A 17,493-nucleotide genomic window follows, 5' to 3' on the forward strand; every position below is an offset into this window, starting at 1 on the left:
TGTTCTCGATTAGGTGTGAATTTTTGGGCCTTTCCGCCAAAGGGCCCACAGGAGGGCGATCGTCAGGACGGGAAAGGCCATGTGAATCAGAAGGAAATGTTCGTGGTAAAAGGTCGTCTCTGTCAAGAGCGGTATGGCCGGGTCGTGTGCGATCCTGGTCGTGAAGAGCTCAGTGGGGCCTCGCAGGCCGCCGTCAGGGCCGATGAAGACGCTCACGCCGGAGTTGGTGGCTCGGATGATGGCCCGGTTCTGCTCCACGGCACGCAGTACGGAGAGGTGCAGATGCTGCCACGGCGCCGAAGAGCGACCGAACCAGGCGTCGTTGCTGATGTTGACCAGCACATTGGCCCCGAGCTCGACCTGTTTTTGGGCCAGTTCCGGGAAGATCGCTTCATAGCAGATCAGCAGGCCCATTGCCAGCGGACCGGTCTTGAGCGGTTCGGTGCTCAGGCCTGGCTTGAACTCGAACTGTCCCGGGACCAGCTTGGTGATGAAGGGCAGCCATTTGCCCAGAGGCACGTATTCGCCAAAGGGGACGAGGTGTTCCTTGTCATAGGAGGCCAGAGGCTCGCCGTTTGCGCCCAGAAGATAGGCGCGGTTGTGCAGGACGTACGGAGGAGCGCCCGGTTCCATGGGGATGGAATAGGCCGGAGCTCCGGCCAGGACCGGCACCTGCATCCGCGCCACGCCAAGGCGCATGTTCGTGGTCAGGTCGGACGGGTCCTGAAAATAGAAGGGCATGGCTGTTTCCGGCCAGACGACAAGGTCCGGCGTGTTTTCGGCGACGGCCTTGAACGAAAGGTCCAGATAGGTCTTGAGGATGTCCGCCTGCATGCCCTCGTCCCATTTGAGGCCCTGATCGATGTTGCCCTGGATCATGGATACCGAAGCCGTGGCTTTCGGGGCCTGGGGGCTGGAGACCAGACCGGGCAGCAGGGCAAGGCCGATCAGGGGCAGCACGGCCAGGCGCGAGAAACTTTTGCTGATGAACAGGCAGTGGCTTATGCTTGCCAGCAGCGCGGACAGCCCGAAGCCGCCGATCCAGGCGGCAAGGCCCAGGGTTTGAGGCCAGGGCGCCAGGGCCTGGGCCAGGGTCAGCCAGGAGAAGCCGGTCAGGAAATGGTTGCGGACCAGTTCCAGGCTGGCCCACAGGAGCCCCGAGGCGGGTATGGCCAGGGGGGCGAAAATCCGGAATCTGATCAGGTGCACGCCCATGCAGAACAGGCCGGCGTAAGCGGCGAGCAGGGCCCCGACCAGGACCGGACAGGGCAGGGCCAGGGCCCAGGGCAATCCGCCGTGGTCGTGCACGGGGATCGCCAGCCAGTAAAGGCTGGCGGCATAGCCCGGCAACGCGGTCAGGAATCCGTTTCTGAAGGACTGGGCAAAGCTTTTGGCCCGTAGCGCGGACAGGACAAGCGCTGCGGGCAGAAGCAGGATGGCCAGGGGGAAGTGCAGGAGCGGATTGGCAAATCCAAACCAGGTCCCGATGAGAGCCAAGCCCATGGGACCAAGACGGTGCAAAAGAGAGTCAGGATGTTGGCTTGGAGACGATAACCCATTGGATCTGTTTGACATCGGCTTCCTTGATGAGAAACGTGTAGCCCTGCAGCTCCAGGGATTCGTCGGTCTCGGGGACGCGGCCGAGCTGTTCGCTGATGTAACCGCCCACGGTTTCGACCTGTTCGGATTCCAGCAGGATGCCGCATTCCTCGTGCAAGTCCTCGAGGATGGTTCGTCCGGAAACGAGGAACGTGCCCTCGTCGATGGGCTGGATGTCCTCGGGGCGTATGGGGTCGTATTCGTCCTCGATGTCGCCGACTATTTCTTCGAGCACGTCTTCTAGGGTGACCAGACCCGCCGTTCCGCCGTATTCGTCCAGAACGATGGCCATGTGCTGTTTGTTGCTCTGAAAATCAAGCAGGATGTTTTTGACGTTCTTGGTTTCGGGAATGAAATATGGCGGCCGCAGGACGGAAGCCAGGTCCGTCGGGGCCTCTTCGTCGCCGACAAAAAAGCGCAGCAGCTCCTTGCAGTGCAGCACACCCATTATCTGATCCTTGGTTTCCTTGTAGATGGGCAGGCGCGAGTGCCCGCTTTCAAAGAATTTTCTGGCGACTTCAGTGATAGTTTCGTCGATTTCAGCACAGACGATGTCCGTGCGGGGAATCATGATTTCGTATGCTTGTTTGTCATCAAGCTGCAGCACGTTCAAAAGCATGGACATTTCGTCGTTCTGCAGTTCACCGCCGTCTTTGGCCTCTTGTATGGCTTCTTCCAGATGGCATTCGCCCCTGCGTGAAAAAAAGCGCCTCAGTGTGGTCCAAAGTCGACTGTCAGGGCCCTCGTCCATAGATACTGTGTCCTCCAATGGAAGGTTTACAAGTTGAAAAACGCTTGCTCAACTAAACAATTTCCCGTTCCCGGTAAAGCTCCAGGTGGCGTTTGAAAACCCACGTGACCAGTTCGTCGATGCCCCTTTCGGGATCGATCTTGACCCAGTCGATGGTTTCCGAGCCGTCGCTGGAGCAGCATTCCACGAACTCGTAGCCGAGCATCAAGACGTCCTGATCAGGGTCCTGGGCCTTGGTGCGCAGCTTGGCGGCCATGAAATACGGAGGAAATTCCATGTCGTTGGTCTGTTCAAGCTCAAGGCGCATGAACAGAATCGGATTTTTGGCCACAAAATCATTGAGTCCGTCGTAGAGCTTCGGATCAAATGACAATTTGATGCCTCCGCCGGAAAGGTCAAGCACTTTGAGTCCGTCAGGATCGTTACGGGTGTAGACAGCAAGAGGGTTGGGCCAGTTTTTGGGATCCGCCTCGAAGTGGAAGCTTCCGTCCTCGGTTGCTGGCCAGATGCGAAAATCCTTTATGTCCCTGGGGGGAAGCTCCAGCCGCAGATGTTTGCGTTTCTGACCAAGCTCGACCTTGGGGGGTATGCCAAGGATTACGTAGGAGATGTCTCCTTTTTTCCACACGCCCGCCACCGGGGACAGAAAGGTGTAGTAATAAGGCTGCTTGTTTTCACGGGGGATGCGAAAATAGCAGACCATGAGCTTGCCGATCCATGCATCGGAAGGGTCCACGCCCAGAGGCATCTCCAGGGTAATGCCCGTGTCCGCCATTTCAAAGAGCGTGCACGAGATGGTCTGGCGGGAAGTGGTGATGGGGTGAAAGCTCATGTCGATGCGACTGCGTACGACCATGGCCTGCTCCAGGATGGTGGCGATGTCCTTGGGCACTACGGTGGATCCGGACTGCCGGTTCCAGGGTGCTCCCCCGCCAAAGCGTTTCCAGATGATGTAGGCCAGAACGACCGCACCGACCAGAATCGCAGTGGTCACAATGCGGCTTTCTTCAGGCTGGTGGCCGCCGGAATTGAAGAAAGCCAAAGATATCTGCCGTATCGGGTTGTCCGAGGCCTGGATTGAAAACAGGTCGATCATCTTCTGTCTCGCTCGATGTTATTCCGGTCGGGTGAAGGACTGCCGAGGCGCACACCGGGTTGCCCGGCGAATTATGCGCGGGGTTCAGGGAAGGTGCCGTGCTCCGGTGCATCGCTGCGGGTCCCGTTGATTTCTGCGGTTGTGCAGGCCCTTTTGCATGGCTGGATATGCGAAAAAAAGCAAGAATTGAAGCGGCGCAGGCCGACTGCGGAATAGTTTGTCAGCTCCCATGGGAAAAGCGCGTGGGCGTAAACGCGATCTACAGCAGGGCGGGCATCGCTCCGGGGGTATCCGGGTCCAGCGCTTTGCATTCGAGCAGTTCGTCCAATTCGTCCAGAAGCCTGTCTTTGTCCCGTGGCAGGCGGCCGGAGAGAGGCAGGATATTGGAGCTGTGATCGGCTCGGAAAACGGTTCGTCCAAGGTTCAGGCCCGCAAGGATGTCCCGCAGTTCCCGCACGGACTGCTCTTCCGTGAGCTCCCTGAAGCTCGCGTCCGCGATGCGCCGGGCAAGGGCGGTGCCTGCGATGGGGACCAAACGCAGGCAGGACAGGAGGGTGGGCTGCATGGCGTTCAGCGCTTCCGCGGTCTGCCGGGCATGCAGCGCGGACAGTTCCTGACCGCCGAGGCCGATGAGGACCATGACCGAGACGGTCAGGCCGGCGTTTTGAGCGCGCAGACAGCCGTCGATCATTCCTTGGGCCGTGCCCCCCTTGGACATGCGTCGCAGGACCTCTTCGGAACCGCTCTCAAGGCCAAGATAAAGGGTGTGCAGGCCCTTTTGGCGCAGGCGCTCCAGCTGCGCGTCGCTTTTGCCCGCCAGGGCCTGGCCGGAAGCATAACAGTTGACCCTCGAAAGTCTTGGAAACGATGCGCGCGCCGTGTCCAGAATCATTTCCAGCATCGCGGCGGGAAGAGCCAGCACGTCTCCGTCGGCCAGAAAAATCCGCCGGGCGCCCGGGTCTTGCGCGGCGGCCAGGGCGATGCTCCGGTTCACGGAGGCCTGATCGTGAACGCGGTAGGCAACGCCACGGTACATGGCGCAAAAGGCGCAGGAATTGTGCGGGCATCCGTCGGCCACGCGAATGAGCGCGCTGTACGCTTCTGCGGGCGGCCGGAACAGGGTGTGTCCGTTTTTGGTCATGCCTGCCGGGCCATTGGCATTGTGCGCAGGAGACGTTCCAGATCCTGGCGAGAGACGGGTTTGGGCAGGTGCCCGTTCATGCCCGCGGCCATGAAGCGCTCGGTGTCGGAAGAGAAGGCGTGGGCGGTCATGGCCACGATGGGAGTCTCTCCGCCTTCGGATTTGGGCCAGGAGCGGATGACTCGGGTCGCTTCCAATCCGTCAGTTTCAGGCATCTGGATGTCCATGAGCACCAGGTCGAAAGGTTCGCTGCGCATGTATTCGAGAACTTCCCGCCCGTTCGTGGCCAGGATTGGCTTGTGCTGCATGCCTTCCAGGAATTTTATGGCGATCATGCTGTTGACGGGGTTGTCTTCGGCCACGAGCACCTTGAGGGACTGTATGGGCTGCTCATTCTCGGTTTGGAGCGGCGGAGCATGCTTGAGTGAGTGCGGCGGCGCGGGCTGCAACGGCAGACAGACGGCAAAAAGCGAGCCGCTCGGGCTCGACTCGAAGGCCATGGAGCCGCCCAGCAGCACGACCAGTTGCTGGGTGATGCTGAGGCCAAGGCCCGAGCCCTCGAATTTTCGGGTCTGGGTCGAGTCGGCCTGCGCAAAAGGCGCGAACAGGGCGGGTTGCGCCTTGTCGGGGATGCCCACTCCGGTGTCCTCGATCTCGATGTAGATGCGGTTCTCGCCGGGTTTGACGGGGGACAGGTTTGAGACGCGGATCTCGACCTTTCCGCGCAGGGTGAACTTGACCGCGTTGCCGATGAGGTTGGTCAGGATCTGGCGGATTCGCACCGTGTCTCCGAGCAGGGCCGGGGGCACGGCGTCGTCGACAGTGCCGCGCAACGCTAGGCCCCGGTCCAGGACCACGGCCTGAAAGCTGTCCGTCAACTCATCCATGATTTCGCGGATGTCGAAAGGCTCTTGCATCACGGGCATGCGCGAGGCTTCCAGCCGGGAGAGGTCCAGAATGTCGTTCAGGAGCCGCAACAGGCTGCGGGAGGAACGCATGGCCGTTTGCAGATACTGCTGAATGACGGCCGGGTCGGAGTTGTCCATGGCCAGCTGGAGCATGCCCATGACCCCGTTCATGGGCGTGCGGATTTCATGGCTCATGTTGGCCAGAAACTGGGTCTTGGCCTGAGTCGCGCTTTCGGCCTGTTCCTTGGCCAGGGACAGTCTCGATTCGGCGATGCGTCGTTCTTCGACTTCCTCGCTCAGTTTGGTGAAGGCCTCCAGCAGTCCGCTCCGCATTTTTTCCAGCGAAGCGGTGACCTGGTCGAGTTCGTCGTCGCGGAACCTCTTGTTGAGCGCGATGGGTTGCTCCAGATTGACGGGAGAGATGTCCCGGACCCGGGCGGCCAGGGTCCGCAGATGCATGCCTATCTGGCGGTGAAAAAGAAAAAGCAGGGCAGAGACCAGAAACAGCGCGACGATGACCTCGCCCACGAAGAGGTCCAGGAATTCGCGGCCAACCTGGGCCCTGAGCCCGTCCAGCGAAGCGACTAGCACCAGTGTGCCCAGTTCGTAGGGCTGATCGTTGAAGGCAAATGTGAGCTCGAATTCGCGTCTTATGGCTCTTTTGGCATCGACGCGGCCGGCCTCTGCGATGGTCTTGCCGGATTGGACAATGGCCGCGTGCACGAAGTTCGGTCGTGCGATGAGTCCTTGCAGCTGGATGTCGAGCAGGGCGGTATCAAGTTGCCACAGGCTAGCGGAGATGCTGTTGAGATCGCCGGAGGCTACCTGTTCCATGGATTCGTACACAGCGCCGATATTGCTCTCATATTTGAAATGAAGCTGGACAGCGGCCAGGATGGTGCTGGCCGCCAGGCTCAAAAGCCCCATGGAGATGATCAGGCGCAGACTGAGGCTGCGGCGGGTAGAAAACATGAAAATCCTTGGAGAGCTGCTCCAGCGGGGGCTAGCATCGATAAAGTAACCTTGATCGGTGTGCTTCGTTTCGAGGAAGTGCGAACGCTAGCGTTTCATGTTTTTTTTGACAAGGGCGCAATTTTTGCCGTGGTCTCTCTTTTGCCAACAGGGCAGCGTGCTGGTAAGGCTTGTGGCCATGAAACACGGCATGCGCCTTGGCGACTATCTCGACCTGGAATGGTTCCTTGAAAAGGACAGGGTCCTCGATCCCGGAGAAATCCTGGACCGGGATCGCACTATCGGACTGGCTGCCAAGGCCGATGCAGTGCCTCCCAAGCTGCAAGGCGCATACTGGCTGGAGCATCGCCGGGATGCAGGTGCCGCAGGGCTGCCGTCGGATTCGTTGCGGACGGTCCTGGTCGTGCTGCGCCTGCTGCTTGTGATCGGCGGCCTGCTGACGGGCATCTCGCTGGTGCGGGCGTTGCTCCTCTACTCGGGAATCGAGCCGGTCAATGTCTCGGTTTTTTTGCTGCTGGCCGTCTTGCCTCAGGCGGGGTTCAGCCTGCTGGCCGCAGGATTGCTTGTGCTTCGGGGGCTGGGCCGGGCCGAATTTCGCATCCCGCTGCGCCCCCTGTTCGATCTTTTCTGGCGCAGGCCCGGCAGCCTTTCCGCCCAGGCCGGATTTGTCCGCGCGCTTTTCCTGCGCCGGGGTTGGCCTGCCCGGATGCTGGGTTGGGAGAGCTTGCGGCTCCTGCATCTGGGCGGCCTCTGCCTGGCTTTCGGTTCTCTGGCGAGCCTGGCCGTCAGCGTGGCGGTCACGGACCTTGCGTTTGGCTGGCAGTCGACCCTGCAGATCGGGGCGCAGGGCATGCACTCCCTGGTCTCGGCCCTGTCCGTGCCGTGGTCCTGGCTGCCGGAGCAGTGGGGGCTGACGCCGACCCTGCTCCAGATCGAGGGCAGCCGCATAGTTCTAAAAGACGGCATTCAGGCCCTGGCCAGCGCGGACCTCGTTGCCTGGTGGCCATTTTTGTGCATGTGCCTGCTGGTCTATGCCCTGCTGCCCAGACTTCTCCTGCTGGCGTCGGCCCACTGGATGCTGCGGCGCGCGGAACGGCGTTTTGTCCATCCTGATCTCGGACGCATCGTCGATCGCATGCAGGCGCCGCTGCTTGGCTCGTCCAGGGGCAAAGAGAGCCCGTCCGCGCCCTTGCCCCTTGGCATCGAGGCGAGTCCGGACGCGGAACGTTCCGCCCGGCAGTCTCCGGCCGAAGTAGGCTGCGTGCTGCTCTTGCCGCCGGAACTTGTGGGCCGGATCGAAGACGGTCTTCTCTCGGACCTGACCCGGCGGGTCTGTGGCTATCCTGCCGGGCGCGTGGTTCCCGCCGCCCTGGAGGTGGATGAGGTCCGGCAGGTGCTGGATGATTGCGCCGGGCTCGACTGGGCCGGAGGATTCGAGCGGTTTGTGGTGCTCGTCGAGGCCTGGCAGCCGCCCATCCGGGAGAACATGCAGGCCCTGGCGCTGCTTGGCCGGGAAGAAGGCCGGGGCCGGAACCTGGTCCTTGTTTTCTGCGGCCGCCCTTCCGGCGGGGACTGGCTGACCGCTCCAAATGAGGCCGAGCGGGCGGTCTGGGCCGATGCCGTTGCCCGTCTGGCCCCGCTGCGCGTTGATATTTTTGGAGCAAACACATGAAGTCCATGCCCGTTTTTGCCGTCATCGGTCATCCAAACGAAGGAAAGTCCTCGGTGGTGGCCACCCTGGTCGAGAATGATCAGATCCGCATCAGCCCCCGGCCGGGCGAGACCGTGGAATCCATGACCTACCCGGTCAGCATCGACGGAAGGGATGTCATTGCCTTCGTGGACACTCCCGGTTTTCAGAACCCCGTGCAGACCCTTGGCTGGATGCGAAAATTCCGCGGTCCGGAAAACGAGGTCTTCGCTGCGTTCCTGGCCGAGTTCAGGGATGACCCGGGCATGGCCCATGAGTGCGAGTTACTGACCCCGGTGCGCGATGGAGCCGGGATCATCTATGTGCTCGACGCCTCACGCCCGCTGCGACAGGTCGACAAGGCCGAGATGGAGATTTTGCGTTTGACCGGACGCCCGCGCATGGCCATTCTCAACTGCAAGACCGGGGAGGAGCAGTTTCTGGAGGAATGGAAGAACGAGCTGCGCAAACATTTCAATATGGTGCGTACTTTCAACGCCTTACGCGCAACTTTTGCCGAACGCATGCGTCTGCTCGAAAGCCTGCGCGCCCTCGAACAGGACTGGGAGGACGCGCTGGGTTTGGTGGTGGATGTCTTTGTGCGCGACTGGCAGCGCAGGAACGCGGAATGCGCGGCCCTGGTCTGCGCTTTCTTGCGGCGTGTGCTTGGCATGGTGGAAACGGCGCGGCTGTCCGACCTGGACCGCAGGGCCGAAGTGGAGGCCCGCCTGACCACGCGTCTGGAGGAGCGGATCCGGCAGGAGGAGGAAGTGCTGCACGAGCAGGTCTGCCTGCAGTTTCGCCATGATCGGCGATCCTTTGTGCTCCCGGAACAGTCGGTCCTGCGTCAGGATCTGTTTTCCCGCACCACCTGGACCGTCTTCGGACTGAGCAAGGGCAAGCTCGTGGCAGCGGCCGTGGCCGCCGGTGGAGCGGCGGGGGTCGCGCTTGATCTGGCCACGCTGGGCAGCAGCCTGGGACTTTTTGCCGCCGTGGGCGGGGCCACGGCCGGACTTGCCGCCCTTTTTCAGGGCGAACGCCTGGTGCGGGGCAAGGTCCTGGGACTGGGCATCGGACAGCGCAGCGTGCAGGTCGGCCCCTTGGACACGGTGCAGTGGGTGTTTGTTTTGCTGGATCGCTTCCTGCTGCACTACTGGTACGTGATCCACTGGTCACATGCCTGGCGGGGCGAAGATTTTTTGCCCGCGACCCTCGACGAGGGCGGCAAGCAGGGATTCACCAGCGCCTGGAGCAGGGAGCCGCGCGGTCTTTGCGCGGAGTTTTTCAAGGTTGTCACCGCAGGCGATGACTCCAGGGCCCTGGACCTTGAAATGGATCTGCGGCGTTTTCTGGAAGGGGAACTGGAGAGGATGTCCCGGCTTTAGCTGACTGCCTGTCAGGGGACTGGCAGGTGTTGCCGGGCGGCCCAGAGGTGCAGGGACAGGACCAGGACGGCGGCAGTTTCAAAGCGCAGGATGTTCGGACCAAGCCCCACCGGGATGAAACCATGCTCCCGGAAAAGAGCGGCTTCTTTGAGCTCCAGCCCGCCTTCCGGTCCCAGTACCGCGATGCTGCCCCGCGGATGGGCCAGCAGCGAGGGGGCGACGAACCCGCTCTCTTCCTGTTCCCAGCAAAGCACCTTGGATCCAAGGTCAACAGCGGCGCGGATGACGTCACCGGGCCCGGAAAAAGTCCGGATTCGGGGCAGCCAGCTTGTGCCGCACTGCTTGGCCGCAGCCGTGAGCTGTCTCTCCCATCCGTCTTTGCCTTCTTCCGGAACCGCACCCTGGGAGCGGCCCGCCTTCCATAACCAGACCTGCGCCGCGCCGAGTTCCACCGCCTTTTCCAGTAAAAAACCCCGACGCAGCCCCTTGGACCAGCCCACGGCCAGAACAAGCGGACAGGATGGAGCGGGGTCTGTCTGCTCTGACAGGCGCTGGAGGCCGGCGTTTTTCTTGGACAGTTCCCGGACGCAGAAAATTCCCCATCGACCCCGACCGTCAAAAAGGCGGATCGTGTCTCCTGTCTTGGCGCGCAGCACGCGGGTCAGGTGGTGGAATTCTTCCCCGTCGAGTGAAAAAGGCTCCCGCCACAGGGCGGGAGCCAGATAAAAGGAATTGAGACGCGCCACCTAGATCAGCTTCCTGCGGGCCGTGCCTGCGGTGTAGAAAGGCATGTCCACGCGGATGGCTTCAAGGGTGGTCCGGGGTCCCTTGATCGTAAACGCCTCCTTGTCGGCCATGTCCGCGTGCACAAAGGCCATGGCCACGCAGTAGCCAAGGCTGGGCGCGATGGAGCCGCTGGTGACCGTGCCGACCCTGGTTTCGCCCACATAAACCTCGTCGTAATGGCGAGCGCTGCGGCGGCCGTCGATGCGCAGGCCGATCAGCTTTTCGCGCACGTTGCCGAGCCCGGATTTGCCCATGAACTGCGCTTCGCTCTTGAGCATGGCTCCATAGCCGGCCTCCACCGGGGTGTGATCCGTGTCCAGGTCCTGGCCGTACAGGGGCAGCCCGACCTCAAGGCGCAACGTGTCACGTGCGCCAAGGCCCGCCGGGCGCACGGCTTCGTCGGCCATGAGCTTCTCCCACAGCACCTCGGCCTTGTCCCAGGGCAGGTAGAATTCGCAGCCCAATTCGCCCGTGTAGCCGGTACGGCTGACTATGAGCTTGAATCCTTCAAACTCCACTTCACGGAAGGCGAAGTAGCCAAGGCCGGTCCAGTCTCCGGGCATGATGCGGGCCAGCACATCAAAGGATTCCGGGCCCTGCAGGTCGATCTTGGCGATCTCGAAACTCTGGTCGACAAGGGTCAGGCTTGCCGGGAGGTGGCTTTTTATCCAGGCGAAATCGGATTCGATGCATGCTCCGTTGACCACGAGCATGTATTTTTCCGTGTCCAGCCGGTAGACGATGAGATCGTCGAGCACGCCGCCCTTTTCGTTCAGGAGGAACCCGTAGCGGCACTTCCCGGGAGCCAGGGTGGCCAGGTTGTGGGTCACGACGGCGGCCAGGGCCTCGGTCGCGCCGTCGCCCTCGAGCAGAAACTCTCCCATGTGGGAGATGTCGAAGATGGACGCGTGGGCTCTGGTGTGCTTGTGTTCCTCAAGGATGCCTACATATTGGACAGGCATGTCCCAGCCCGCGAAAGGGACCATTCTGGCTCCGTTGTTCTTGTGCCAGGCATGAAGAGGGGTGGTCAGCAGTTCGGACATAGGTGTTTCCCGCTGTTAGAGGGTGGTGGGGTTACGCATCGGTCTTTGTCTTGCGTATGGCTTTGAGTTCGTCAACCAGGGAGACCAGCCTGCGGTAAAGCTTTCTGATGATGATGCCGTTTTCGGTAAGTTGATCCTCTTTTGGCGTCATGTAGGTCTTGATCAGATAGCGGTCGTTGAGCATGGATTCGGAAAAAAAGATGGCCTTGGCGACCAGCGGCTCGAAATAATGGGCAAATTCAAATTTCAGGTTGCCAAGGACAGCGGTGCTCAGCCGCAGCATTTCAAGGTACGAGATCTTCTTTCCCTTGTGGATGCGGCTCTTCAGGTCTTCGAGTTCTTTGATCTCCCTGGCCTGCTTGATGTAGCTGAAAGTGGTCCAGACCTCCTGGTAGAGTTCGTGGTGTTCGCCGAACTCCTCGGCCAGCCCCGGATCGCACAGATAACCGTCCAGTACGCGCACGATCTCGGCATAGAATTCATCCGAATATCCGATCATGCGCCGCTGATGCTTGCTGAGCCACGAGTGCAGGAATTTGAGGCGCTTTTCGTGGGTCTCCGTATTCTCGATGATGTCGTTTTTCTTGTAAACCACCCGGCCCAGATACTCACCGCGCACGATGTCGTTGAGTTTGAGGCTCATGGTGTAGGTGTCCTTGAGCAGGTTGACGGAGGTGCAGACCTTTCCGGTCAGGGGGTGGAGGATCTCCTGTCTCCAGACGGACAGGGCGCGGTCCTGGCGGACGTTGTTGGCGTCGAATTTGTGCTGGCGGTAAACCACCCGCAGGATGACGATGCGCCGCTTGCGGTCAAAAAAGTAGCCTCCTTCTTCCAGGTAATCGACGACATCCCTGCTGCCGATTTCCATGGGAACCAGGGCGACTTTCTCCACGCGGGGGTAGGCGTGTCCGGACTGGCTGCTGAAAATGGATGTCAGGGTCCGGTCCGACTGCCCCAGCGCCTTTATCAGGAAATTTTCTCCCATCTTGTGCAGGCGTCTGGCAAAAATTGCGGCCGAGGTCTTGCGTTCCGAAGAGATGGGGTAACCGTACAGTTCCATAAGAAACTGGTACACGAATTCGCGGTTGTTTTCGTAAAGCAGATTGTCGTTGGATTTGAATTTGCGGCTCCTGAGCCCGAAGCGTTTGAGTTCGGTGTCCAGGTCCGAGGGCAGGGACGCGTAGATTCCTGACAGATAGAACTGGCCGTCGCGGTCCAACGAGAGGACGTGGGCGCGGTCCATGCGGCTCAGGAAGCCGACGAGCAGGGAATAGGAGGAGATATCCGAGATCTGGTGATCCCTGGTCGCCTCCTTGAATTCCTCGCGCATCTCTTTTGACATGTGCGCCAGGAAGCAGGCCAGGTTCTTGCTGTGCAGCGAGGATTCCAGCACGCAACTGTCTCCGAGTACGCGGCTGCCCGGGTCGCGGCAGGTGTGCAGCAGGTCGAACTGGAAAATTTCGTTGAAGTAGTCCAGCGGGCGCCCGAAGGCGACCATGGAAAAGCCCGGAAGTTCCGGGAATTCGGTCAGGGAAGGCTCGAACGAAGGCAAAAGGTCGCGTGCGTCGATCAGGGGATAGCCCTTGACCTCGGCGTAGGGTTTGAGCAGGCAGAATTTGATGTGGATGAAATCCAGGAAGCGCCGCAGCTCATTCATGTCGCGCAATGGAGATTTCGGCAGCAGGTGCCCGTTTTTCAGGGCTTTAAGGGTCGGAATCTCGGAGAACGCGTTTTGCCATTTCATGCTGGTGCCAACTATCTCATTGTGTTTGTTACGGTAGTGTGTAGACTATTTTTCATGTTTTGCGTTGCCAGTAAACAGGATTTTCAGTTCGTGCCGCCGGTCGCTCCGGAGGTTGAAGAGAGTATTCATTCCCTGTATGTTCGAGTCCTTGCGTCGATGCGTGTTTCAAACCACAGGCACGCCGTGCGAGTGTTTATCCCATGACCATGAAATACCCATCCCTGGACAGGCTGCTTGAGAGCATCGGCAGCGTTTTTGACGCCTATTCGGTGGTTCTCTTTTGTCGCAATTCTGCCGGAACTTTCGATTTAACCACTTCATTCAGTCTTGGGGATTCCATCCGCAAGGGCGCAAAGATCGAATCTGGCCAGGGCCTGGTGGGCTGGATTCTCAAGAACGACTCGCCGCTTGTTGTCGAGAAGTTCGACGAGAAGAATACCTTTCTTGGTTACTACGGCGCAGAACAGGACGAGCAGATCAAGGTTTTCGTTGGCTGTCCCCTGCCCGGCGGACTTGGCGCCCTGTGCATGGACAGCAAGAAAACCTACGCCTTCACGTCCAAGGACCAGCGTCTGCTGTCCCTCTTTGCCCTGGTTGTGGCCGCCATCATCGATGATGTGGGCGAGGGCGGGGTTTCCAGTCGCGAGCAGGCCCTGTATCGTGTGCTGCAGCAGGTGTACGCCCTGCGCGAGGCGCATCCCAAATGGACGGACTTTCTGAATCGCTATCTGGCTCTTCTGGCCGGGGCCAGCGGTTACGAATACGCCTTCCTGGTGGTCAGCGACGAGTGGGGGAACAACTATCTCCTTGAAGGCAGCAACAAGCCGTTCATGCCCGAGAACATCACTGCCCGGCAGTCTTTCAGCACGGGCAGCGGACTTCTGGGATGGGTCTTCAAGAAGAATCAGCCTGTCTTTTTTGGCGACGGCAAGAGCGAGCTTGGCCGCACGCCCCTTTTTGGCCGCGACATCCCGGGCCCGGTTTTGAATACCCTCATGGCTTTTCCCCTGAAAGTGCATACCCGTTGTCGGGGCGTGCTGGTTTTCGGGGATCGCGAAAGCGGGGTCATCAGCAGTGAAATCCGGGCCTTTGCCAACATGGCCTCGGATTACTTGGCTCTTTTTCTGGAGAATCTGTATCTGAGGAACAAGGTCAGGCGTTTTGCCCTTCCCGGCATAACCGATCCGGGCGACGCTTCCGATTTCGACAATTCCGATTATCACCCTTAAGTCAGGCAGGGCGAATATGTTTTTCAGCAAGCTTTTCGGCTTTCTCGGTAAAAATCTGGCCATGGACCTCGGCACGGCCAACACGCTCCTGTATTCGCCCAAGGACGGGATCGTGCTCAACGAGCCGTCGGTGGTGGCCCTCGACATCCGCAACGATGCCATCCTGGCCGTGGGCCGGGAGGCCAAGGAATATCTCGGCCGCACCCCGGAAAGGATCCGTGCCGTGCGTCCCCTGAAGGACGGGGTCATCGCCGACTTCGAGGTCACCAAGGCCATGATCTCCTACTTCATCAAGAAGGTCATGACAGGCATGCGCATCGTCAAGCCGCGCATGGTCATCTGCGTGCCTGCGGGGATAACCCAGGTGGAGAAGAGGGCGGTCATCGAGTCGGCGCTGCAGGCCGGAGCGCGGGAGGTCAAGCTCATCGAGGAGCCCATGGCCGCAGCCATCGGGGCGGGCCTGCCCATCCACGAACCGAGGGGCAACATGGTGGTCGACATCGGCGGCGGCACTACCGAAGTGGCGGTCATTTCGCTTTCCGCCGTGGCCTACTCAGAATCCGTGCGCATCGCCGGGGACGAGATCAACGACGCCATCCAGCGCTACGTTCAGGATGAATTTCAGCTTCTGATCGGTGAGAACATGGCCGAGGCGGCCAAGATCCACATCGCGTCCGCCGTGCCCCTGCCCGAGCCCCTGCAATACCGGGTGGCGGGAAAGAACCTGGTCGACGGCAACCCGAAGTCCATCATCCTGAACGACTCGCATGTGCGCGAGGCGATCAAGGAGCCCGTGGCCGCCATTGTCGCAGCCGTGCGCAGGGCCCTTGAGAAGACTCCTCCCGAACTGGTCGCGGACATCGCCACCAACGGCCTGCTGCTGGCTGGCGGCGGGGCCCTTTTAAAGGGTCTGGATAAACTCATCACGCAGCAGAGTTCCCTCATGGTGCATATCGATGATGATCCCTTGACCACGGTAGTGCGCGGAACTGGCCGCTCTCTTGAGGATGAGGCGTGTTTCTCGAAGGTCTATATCAACTAGCAGTGGCCGGGCGATGAAGATTCGCGTTCCACACGGTCAGAAGCGCCGGTGAGAGCTGGTCCGGGTAGGCGGAGGCCAGGGCGTCGAGTTCGTCCTGGTCCACGGCCATGAAGGAGAGATCCTGAAGAAGGAGCCGGGCGGCCTGGCTTGAAAGACCGGCGCAAAAGACGTCCACGATTTCGTTGCCGGTTCCCGCTCCTTCGGCCAATGTCAGCATATGCCGCAGATTTCCGGTCAGCTCGGCCGCGACGGGGGGCAGATGCCTTTCGGCGGCCTCCTCGGCGGCCTCAGTGGCCATGATGTGCCCGCAGCCCACGATGTCCCAGCGCCCCGGATGAAGGGGGTGGCTTTTGTCCAGCCTGCGCAACACGAGACGTCCCTGTGCATCCGTCAGCAAGAGCAGAAAACCCCTGTGCCTCAGTCCCTGCAGATGGACCTGCTCCGAAGCCATGATGGCCAGGGGCAGGTTGTTTTCGTCCACGACATGGATTTTTTCCTGGCCTGTTTCCAAAGACATGAGTTCCCGCACTGAAAAGAGGTAAAGATGGTTGAAAAGGGTCTCGAACTGCGCGTGCTCGGGCCTCGGGATGCAGCGGCGCTGGCCGCTCTGGAGGCCCGGGTCTTTGACGACGCATGGAATTTCGAGCAGTTCAGGGACCTTTTGGGGCAGGATCGTTTTTTGGCCGTGGGCGCCTTTGATCCTGCCGGGCTGTGCGCATACCTGACGGCTTACAGTGTGGCGGGTGAGCTGGAAATAGTCAACGTGGCGGTGACTGTCGCCCAGCGCGGCAAAGGCATCGGCCGCTCGCTGCTGCTTTTTTTCCTGGAGCAGGGACGCTTGCGGGGCGCAGAACGTGCGGTGCTTGAGGTTCGCAGCGGCAATGCCGCGGCCCGGGCCCTTTACGGGGGGTGCGGATTTGTGCAGGTGGGGATGCGCAGGGCGTATTACGCCGACAGCGGCGAAGATGCCCTGGTACTGGAGTGGACGCCTTGCCCCGGCTCGTGAAAGACCCGCACTCCTATTTTCGTGCTCTGGTTCCGGACGGAGCACGCGATCTGTCGAGGCTGGCCGGGGATGCCGCTGCGCGGGGAGTGCCGGTCATCGGGCCGGTCGTGGGCGGGCTGCTGGCGCTTCTGTGCCGGGTCATGGGGGCCTTGCGCGTGCTTGAGCTGGGCGCGGCCGTAGGCTATTCCACGACTTTTTTGGCCCAGGCCATGCGGGATACGGGCGGATTTGCCTTCAGCGTGGACATGCATGAGGCCCATTGCCGCGAGGCGCGGGCCAATCTGGCGTCTTTCGGACTGGGGCAGAGCTGCGCCATTCTGTGCGCCGACGCCCGCGCGCTGCCTTTTGGTGACGAAGGCTTTGACCTGGTTTTTCTGGATGTGGACCAGCGCTATTACGCAAAGCTCGAATCCGTCTGCCACCGACTGTTGCGGCCCGGGGGGCTGCTGGTCGCGGACAACACCGCCTTTGCCGACGCAGGCGAATTCAACATCCTGATCCAGGATGGCAGGCGCTGGGACGCGGTCAATATTTACGCATTCTTACCGAATCATGCGCCGGAGCAGGACGGAATCTGCCTGGCGCGCAAGAAACCATAAGGAGACACTAAAAATGATAGTTATGGAAACTTCCAAGGGGACGATGAAGATTGAACTGTTCGCGGACAAAGCCCCTCTGACCTGCGAGAACTTTCTCAATTATGTGCGCGAGGGCTTTTACGACGGGACGATCTTCCATCGCGTCATTCCCAATTTTATGATCCAGGGCGGCGGGATGACCGAGAACATGAGCGAAAAGAAGACGGGCGATCCGATCAAGAACGAAGCCGACAACGGACTCAAAAATCAGCGCGGCACCCTGGCCATGGCCCGCACCCAGGCCGTGGACAGTGCGACCTCACAGTTTTTCATCAATCTGCGCGACAACGCGTTCCTGGATCACGGCTCGCGGGATTTCGGCTACGCCGTGTTCGCGCAGGTGGTCGAGGGGATTGAAGTCATGGAAGAGATCGCGGGCGTGCCCACGGGCAACTTCGGTTTTCATCAGGACGTGCCCAAGGAGTCGGTCATCATTACCCGGGTCAGCGTAGAGGAATAAGGT

Annotated in this window: 16 protein-coding genes; 7 read left to right on the top strand and 9 right to left on the bottom strand. The window is 60.5% G+C overall.

The annotated features are described in order from the left end of the window. Positions 1 to 9: 9 nt before the first annotated feature. The 5 genes from lnt to CVU60_07465 form a co-directional block, all read right to left on the bottom strand. Entirely contained in the window at positions 10 to 1,575 is a 1,566-nt protein-coding gene (lnt, locus tag CVU60_07445) for an apolipoprotein N-acyltransferase (protein PKN42045.1), read from the bottom strand. Next, positions 1,529 to 2,350 (bottom strand): magnesium/cobalt efflux protein, encoded by an 822-nt coding sequence (locus CVU60_07450; protein PKN42046.1) that lies wholly within the window; start codon positions 2,348 to 2,350, stop codon positions 1,529 to 1,531. Before CVU60_07450 ends, lnt begins: the two co-directional genes overlap by 47 nt. Before the next feature lie 52 nt (positions 2,351 to 2,402). Further along, positions 2,403 to 3,446, bottom strand: a complete 1,044-nt coding sequence (locus CVU60_07455; protein PKN42047.1) for a hypothetical protein — start codon at positions 3,444 to 3,446, stop codon at positions 2,403 to 2,405. A gap of 259 nt (positions 3,447 to 3,705) precedes the next feature. Continuing rightward, on the bottom strand, positions 3,706 to 4,587 hold the full coding sequence (locus tag CVU60_07460; GenBank protein PKN42048.1) for a radical SAM protein: 882 nt from the start codon (positions 4,585 to 4,587) through the stop codon (positions 3,706 to 3,708). Then, positions 4,584 to 6,467, bottom strand: coding sequence for a hypothetical protein (locus CVU60_07465; protein PKN42049.1), 1,884 nt, complete (start codon positions 6,465 to 6,467; stop codon positions 4,584 to 4,586). The genes CVU60_07460 and CVU60_07465 overlap by 4 nt, the downstream gene beginning before the upstream one ends. A gap of 97 nt (positions 6,468 to 6,564) precedes the next feature. Between CVU60_07465 and CVU60_07470 the strand changes: the two genes are divergently transcribed. Both CVU60_07470 and CVU60_07475 read left to right on the top strand, forming a co-directional pair. Further along, positions 6,565 to 8,139: a hypothetical protein gene (locus CVU60_07470; protein PKN42050.1), complete on the top strand. Its 1,575-nt coding sequence runs from the start codon at positions 6,565 to 6,567 to the stop codon at positions 8,137 to 8,139. Further along, positions 8,136 to 9,542 (top strand): DUF3482 domain-containing protein, encoded by a 1,407-nt coding sequence (locus tag CVU60_07475; GenBank protein PKN42051.1) that lies wholly within the window; start codon positions 8,136 to 8,138, stop codon positions 9,540 to 9,542. The genes CVU60_07470 and CVU60_07475 overlap by 4 nt, the downstream gene beginning before the upstream one ends. Positions 9,543 to 9,553: 11 nt before the next feature. On the opposite strand, the gene CVU60_07480 is transcribed toward CVU60_07475, so the two are convergent. The 3 genes from CVU60_07480 to CVU60_07490 are packed head-to-tail and all read right to left on the bottom strand — an operon-like array spanning position 9,554 to position 13,115. Further along, positions 9,554 to 10,288, bottom strand: a complete 735-nt coding sequence (locus CVU60_07480; GenBank protein ID PKN42052.1) for a 16S rRNA (uracil(1498)-N(3))-methyltransferase — start codon at positions 10,286 to 10,288, stop codon at positions 9,554 to 9,556. Beyond that, positions 10,289 to 11,371, bottom strand: a complete 1,083-nt coding sequence (gcvT, locus tag CVU60_07485) for a glycine cleavage system protein T (protein PKN42053.1) — start codon at positions 11,369 to 11,371, stop codon at positions 10,289 to 10,291. A gap of 31 nt (positions 11,372 to 11,402) precedes the next feature. After that, positions 11,403 to 13,115 carry a hypothetical protein gene (locus CVU60_07490; protein PKN42054.1) on the bottom strand — a complete coding sequence of 571 codons (1,713 nt, stop codon included), beginning with the start codon at positions 13,113 to 13,115 and terminating at the stop codon, positions 11,403 to 11,405. A 200-nt stretch (positions 13,116 to 13,315) separates the two neighbouring features. Here CVU60_07490 and CVU60_07495 point away from each other — a divergent pair, with 200 nt between their 5' ends. Then, positions 13,316 to 14,344, top strand: a complete 1,029-nt coding sequence (locus tag CVU60_07495; protein PKN42055.1) for a hypothetical protein — start codon at positions 13,316 to 13,318, stop codon at positions 14,342 to 14,344. A 16-nt stretch (positions 14,345 to 14,360) separates the two neighbouring features. After that, positions 14,361 to 15,386 (top strand): rod shape-determining protein, encoded by a 1,026-nt coding sequence (locus CVU60_07500; protein ID PKN42056.1) that lies wholly within the window; start codon positions 14,361 to 14,363, stop codon positions 15,384 to 15,386. On the opposite strand, the gene CVU60_07505 is transcribed toward CVU60_07500, so the two are convergent. Beyond that, on the bottom strand, positions 15,379 to 15,903 hold the full coding sequence (locus CVU60_07505; GenBank protein ID PKN42057.1) for a hypothetical protein: 525 nt from the start codon (positions 15,901 to 15,903) through the stop codon (positions 15,379 to 15,381). The genes CVU60_07500 and CVU60_07505 overlap by 8 nt on opposite strands. 27 nt (positions 15,904 to 15,930) lie before the next feature. On the opposite strand from CVU60_07505, the gene rimI reads away from it, so the two are divergent. Genes rimI through CVU60_07520 form a run of 3 tightly spaced genes read left to right on the top strand, consistent with a single transcriptional unit; the run spans position 15,931 to position 17,490 of the window. Further along, a complete protein-coding gene (rimI, locus tag CVU60_07510) occupies positions 15,931 to 16,392 on the top strand; it encodes a ribosomal-protein-alanine N-acetyltransferase (protein PKN42058.1) in 462 nt (153 codons plus the stop codon). Next, positions 16,377 to 16,991: a hypothetical protein gene (locus CVU60_07515; protein PKN42059.1), complete on the top strand. Its 615-nt coding sequence runs from the start codon at positions 16,377 to 16,379 to the stop codon at positions 16,989 to 16,991. The genes rimI and CVU60_07515 overlap by 16 nt, the downstream gene beginning before the upstream one ends. A 13-nt stretch (positions 16,992 to 17,004) precedes the next feature. Continuing rightward, the gene (locus CVU60_07520) at positions 17,005 to 17,490 is read left to right on the top strand and encodes a peptidyl-prolyl cis-trans isomerase A (protein PKN42060.1); all 486 of its coding nucleotides are present in this window, start codon (positions 17,005 to 17,007) and stop codon (positions 17,488 to 17,490) included. Positions 17,491 to 17,493: the final 3 nt, after the last annotated feature.

The sequence above is a fragment of the Deltaproteobacteria bacterium HGW-Deltaproteobacteria-18 genome (assembly GCA_002841885.1).
GTDB lineage: Bacteria > Desulfobacterota > Desulfovibrionia > Desulfovibrionales > Desulfomicrobiaceae > Desulfomicrobium.

Excerpts from the sequence above, each read along its gene's own strand:
- lnt (PKN42045.1), bottom strand. The coding sequence starts at position 1,575 with ATGTCAAACAGATCCAATGGGTTATCGTCTCCAAGCCAACATCCTGAC.
- CVU60_07450 (PKN42046.1), bottom strand. The coding sequence starts at position 2,350 with ATGGACGAGGGCCCTGACAGTCGACTTTGGACCACACTGAGGCGCTTT.
- CVU60_07455 (PKN42047.1), bottom strand. The coding sequence starts at position 3,446 with ATGATCGACCTGTTTTCAATCCAGGCCTCGGACAACCCGATACGGCAG.
- CVU60_07460 (PKN42048.1), bottom strand. The coding sequence starts at position 4,587 with ATGACCAAAAACGGACACACCCTGTTCCGGCCGCCCGCAGAAGCGTAC.
- CVU60_07465 (PKN42049.1), bottom strand. The coding sequence starts at position 6,467 with ATGTTTTCTACCCGCCGCAGCCTCAGTCTGCGCCTGATCATCTCCATG.
- CVU60_07470 (PKN42050.1), top strand. The coding sequence starts at position 6,565 with ATGTTTTTTTTGACAAGGGCGCAATTTTTGCCGTGGTCTCTCTTTTGC.
- CVU60_07475 (PKN42051.1), top strand. The coding sequence starts at position 8,136 with ATGAAGTCCATGCCCGTTTTTGCCGTCATCGGTCATCCAAACGAAGGA.
- gcvT (PKN42053.1), bottom strand. The coding sequence starts at position 11,371 with ATGTCCGAACTGCTGACCACCCCTCTTCATGCCTGGCACAAGAACAAC.
- CVU60_07490 (PKN42054.1), bottom strand. The coding sequence starts at position 13,115 with ATGAAATGGCAAAACGCGTTCTCCGAGATTCCGACCCTTAAAGCCCTG.
- CVU60_07495 (PKN42055.1), top strand. The coding sequence starts at position 13,316 with ATGACCATGAAATACCCATCCCTGGACAGGCTGCTTGAGAGCATCGGC.
- CVU60_07500 (PKN42056.1), top strand. The coding sequence starts at position 14,361 with ATGTTTTTCAGCAAGCTTTTCGGCTTTCTCGGTAAAAATCTGGCCATG.
- CVU60_07505 (PKN42057.1), bottom strand. The coding sequence starts at position 15,903 with ATGTCTTTGGAAACAGGCCAGGAAAAAATCCATGTCGTGGACGAAAAC.
- rimI (PKN42058.1), top strand. The coding sequence starts at position 15,931 with ATGGTTGAAAAGGGTCTCGAACTGCGCGTGCTCGGGCCTCGGGATGCA.
- CVU60_07520 (PKN42060.1), top strand. The coding sequence starts at position 17,005 with ATGATAGTTATGGAAACTTCCAAGGGGACGATGAAGATTGAACTGTTC.